The 4,383-nt window shown below is 52.7% G+C and carries 4 protein-coding genes; all 4 read left to right on the forward strand.

Features of this window, described 5'->3' with window-relative positions; translation table 11 throughout:
- Positions 1-118 precede the first annotated feature (118 nt).
- Positions 119-1,381 carry an MFS transporter gene (locus IGR76_15695; GenBank protein ID MBF2079915.1) on the forward strand — a complete coding sequence of 421 codons (1,263 nt, stop codon included), beginning with the start codon at positions 119-121 and terminating at the stop codon, positions 1,379-1,381.
- A 467-nt stretch (positions 1,382-1,848) separates the two neighbouring features.
- A complete protein-coding gene (locus tag IGR76_15700; GenBank protein ID MBF2079916.1) occupies positions 1,849-2,193 on the forward strand; it encodes a thioredoxin family protein in 345 nt (114 codons plus the stop codon).
- 72 nt (positions 2,194-2,265) lie between these two features.
- On the forward strand, positions 2,266-2,886 hold the full coding sequence (locus IGR76_15705) for a CBS domain-containing protein (protein MBF2079917.1): 621 nt from the start codon (positions 2,266-2,268) through the stop codon (positions 2,884-2,886).
- Positions 2,887-3,031: 145 nt separating this feature from the next.
- Positions 3,032-4,383 (forward strand): orotate phosphoribosyltransferase (pyrE, locus tag IGR76_15710; GenBank protein MBF2079918.1); only part of this gene is annotated, 1,352 nt, incomplete at its 3' end.

Raw genomic sequence — 4,383 nt, forward strand, 5'->3', positions numbered from 1 at the left:
AATGAGTATCTCCAGTTGCACCGAGATGAGCAACTTGCTCTTTTTTGATTCTGATTGATTCTGATACCCCGTCCGCTTGCGGCGGGGTAGTTCATTAGTCGTTATTGTTTACTTATTGTTGTCTATTTTTTTGAATCTCGACAAGACGCAACTCTTGAAAGTTTTTACCCTGCTAAGTCCATCGGCTCGATTCAACCTGCTGATTCTCTTTGGAGCAGGTCTTTTATTTTGGTCTGGGTTAGCATCTCTGCTGCCCACGTTACCCCTCTACATCCAGAGTGCAGGGGCTAATAGCCAGCAAGTGGGGATGGTGATGGGGTGCTTTGCCATCGGCCTCTTGGCATCGCGGGCGTGGTTGGCAAAGCTTACCGACCGGGCTGGACGTAAATGTGTATTGCTGATTGGGATGGGGGCGATCGCCCTGGCACCATTAGGCTACTGTGTTACCGCCTCCCTGCCTCTGCTGATGCTCCTCCGCGCCTTTCACGGGATTAGCATTGCGGCGTTTGCGTTGGCCTACAGTGCGTTGGTTGTCGATTTATCGCCACCCCAAAATCGAGGGGAGTTAATTGGCTATATGAGCTTGGTGAATCCTTTGGGATTGGCGATCGGGCCAGCACTGGGGGGCTTTTTGCAGGAATGGTTTAATTTCCAAGTGGTGTTTTTGATGTCGGCAGGCATGGGAATGTTAGGGCTTATGTGCACGGCTAAGGTGCGCGAATGTCCGACACCTAAAAATCCAAACGCGGCGATCGCCTCCAACCAGTTTTGGGCGTTGCTGATGGATGCACGCATTCGGGTTCCGGCAGTGATTATGCTGCTGGTCGGTCTATCCTTTGGTACGCTCAGCACCTTTGTGCCGCTGTATATCAAATCCGTAGGGGCAGAGCTGAATGTGGGCTTGTTTTATACGGCAGTGGCGATCGCCAGTTTTGGGGTACGGCTCGTGGCTGGCCCCGGCTCCGATCGGTACGGTCGTGGCCCGTTTATTACCATCAGCCTGATTTTGTACACCCTCGCCATGCTGTTACTGTGGCAGGCCACTAGCGCCGAACTGTTCCTCCTCGCTGCCGTGATTCAAGGAGCCGGATCGGGCACGATTATTCCGATGGTGGCTGCACTCATGGCCGATCGTTCCTTTCCTCATGAACGAGGACGCACCTTTGGGGTGTGTATGGTGGGGTTTGATCTCGGCCTTGCCTTAGCGGGGCCACTCCTGGGAACGGTCGCGGATCAGGTGGGCTATGCCAATCTTTTTGGATTTTGTGGTGGGTTAACCGGACTGGGGATCTTGATTTTCCTGACGTGCTCCAGCAAGGACGTAGCCCATTCCCTGCGTTTTGCCCTAGGGCGTGGCCGGGATGTTTACGCCGTGGATTAAGTCCCGTCTGACGCATCGGCTTGATTGATGAGGTGTCCTTAAAGTACTTAACAAATGTTCACAAAAAGGTGTAGGGTTATCGTTAGGTATATTTACCTTATCGTCCCTTTAGCGTCGGACAGAAGAAGAAGTGTTTTGAGCGTCTGTTCTGTCTACGCGTCGCGGCAGTGGCAGGGAAGTAACCTGCGGTTGAGTGGTTTCACCTCTTAAGGCTCTTGCACAAACAACGATTTGCAGCGGGATCTTTAGGATGGCACGCTGAGTGAGTTTGTTCTGACGTTCAGGGCAGACTCTATCCTTCTAGGTAGATTCAGCACAATTCTCCAAGCGAGACGCTACGCGACCGTCTTTGGCATCTGTGACGTACAAGTCTGGGCACGCTGTGGATCAGATTGCAATCACAGATTATGGAGAGACGACTGCGGCGATGGCTGTTCACAATCATGACGGCGAGTGATTAAAATCCCATGCTTAACAATGTCACGTCAATAACTGACACCAGCTTTAATACCCACCTTTTTAAATCTCAGTCTTGGACTTTACTGTATTTTTGGGCGCGGTGGTCAGGCCCCTGTCGTCTTCTGTCCCTCTTTATGGAGCATTCTGCAAAAGTGTATGGCGATCGCCTTCAGGTTCTCAAGATTGATACTGATCTAAGTCCTGCCCTTGCCAAGTACTATCAAGTGCATCATGTTCCTACCCTACACTTGCTGTACCGGGGAGAACTGGTGGATTCGGTGGAAGGGGTGTTGAGTCGTCCTCAGCTTGAACAGATGTTGTCGGCGCATCTGCTCAAGGTTCCCGTACCCTAGCCACATCCCGTAGATCAATCCTTAATTTGTGCCAATCTACAACGTTAAGACCCTTAGTGAGGAGGTGCTGCAATGTTAAAAGCCAAAGATGTTATGAACCCGAAAATCGTCACGATCAGCGGTGCATCCACGGTTGCCGACGCTGTGAGCTTGATGAAGGGGCACAAAATCCATACGCTGATTGTGGATCGACGCAACCTGGACGATCCCTACGGCATCGTGACTGAAACGGATGTGGTGTACAAAGTTGCAGCCTATGGTCTGGATCCGTGGAAGGTTCGCGTGTATGAGATCATGACCAAGCCGTGCATTGTCGTCAGTCCCGATTTAGGCCTAGAGTACGTGGCTCGTCTGTTTGCAAACACCGGGATTCACCAAGCGCCCGTGATTGAGGGCGAGTTGCTAGGGGTCATTTCCATTGGTGATCTGCTGCATAAGAGCCACTTGGTTGAAAGGCCGCGCCGCTTGTATATCGAGGATGAAATTGAGGCCGCTCGCGACTATGCCCGCCAAGTGGCTGCCGAAAAGGGAGAAACGTCTTCCGAAGCGGCGGCGGCCTGGGATGTGGTCGAAGAACTCCAAGCCGAAGTCTCCCATCGTCGGGAGCAAACAACACCCCCTAAGAAAACCGCCTTTCAGCTCTACTGTGAAGCGAATCCCGATGCGCCAGAATGCCGAGTCTACGATGATTAATGCGCTGGCTCTGTAGACCTAATGTTCCACGTCCACACGGTTAGGCCACCTGGCGATCGCTGGGTGGTTTCTCACCATCACCGGACGGGGCGGGGTATGACTCAACATCTGTACGGTTCATCTGTGACTGCGTTGGAATCTGGCCATGAACTTTTTTGATAAGCTCAACGGTGCGATCGCCCATCACCAAAGTCTGCTTTGCGTTCGGCTCGACCCCGATCCAGATCTATGGAACAGGTCAAAACGGTCAGAGAACGGGGCACAAAACAGGGCGATCGCGCAAGTTTCAGATACCAACGCCGCACCCTTAACGGATTGGAAAACGCAGCTCCATCGGCTCATTGAGCAAACCGCAGAGGTCGTCTGTGCCTACAAAATCATCCCAGAGTTTTACCTGGCTCTGGGCGCAGCGGGAATTACCCTACTCCGAGAGGTTCTGCATAAAATCCCCTCGGATATTCCCGTGATCTTGGATGCCAAATACGCTCACCTCAACACCAGCCCTATCTTTGCCGAAACCATCTTTCGAGAGTGGGAGGTGGATGCTGTCACCCTCAGTCCCTTTGCGGGGCAAGATCAGGTGGCTCCATTTTTGGTTTATCCCGACAAGGCCGTTTTTGTGCTGGGGGTCACCGCTAATCCTTCGGCTCCGGTGCTGCAAACCTATCCCGCACCAGAAACCCCCTTTTATCTAAAACTGGTGCAAGAAGCCAAAACCTGGGGCACGCCGGATCAGGTGGGGCTAGAAGTGGGAGCGAGTCCAGAGGTGCTGGCTCGCATCCGCACAATTATGTCAGAGCGATCGCTGCTGGTGCAGGACACCTGGACGGATGAGACCGAACTGCAAGAACTGCTCAGGGTAGGACTCAATTCCAATGGGGATGGCTTGATCCTGTTGGCTCCGAAGGAACTCCTGGCCTTGCCGGATCCAAAACCAGAGCTTCAAGCCCTATGCCAGCAAATTAACGCCGTCCGAGCAGGGGCGATCGCCCATCCGCCCAGTTGCGATGTCTGGTTGCCGAGTCAGGCGTTTCCCCATCGCCATCCCCACGAAGACTTGATTGTGCAGCTTTTTGATATTGGCTGTCTTCAGTTTGGGGAGTATGTACAGGCATCGGGCGCAACCTTTCCCTACTACATTGACCTTCGTACGATCATTTCTAACCCTCAGATTTTTGATGCCGTGATTTCGGCCTACGCTGAGATTCTGCAAACCCTCACCTTTGACCGGATTGCCGGAATTCCCTATGGTTCCTTGCCCACGGCGACCGGACTTTCCTTGCGCCTGGGCTATCCGATGATCTTTCCGCGCAAAGAGGTGAAAGCCCACGGTACGCGCCGATTGGTGGAAGGCGAATTCCTTGCCGATGAAACGGTGGTCGTGGTGGATGATATTTTGATTTCGGGTAAAAGTGCGATTGAAGGAGCTGAGAAGCTGCAATCGGTTGGTCTAAAGGTATCTGACATTGTGGTGTTTATTGATCACGGCAATGGCGT

It is taken from the genome of Synechococcales cyanobacterium T60_A2020_003 (assembly GCA_015272205.1).
Lineage (GTDB): Bacteria > Cyanobacteriota > Cyanobacteriia > RECH01 > RECH01 > JACYMB01.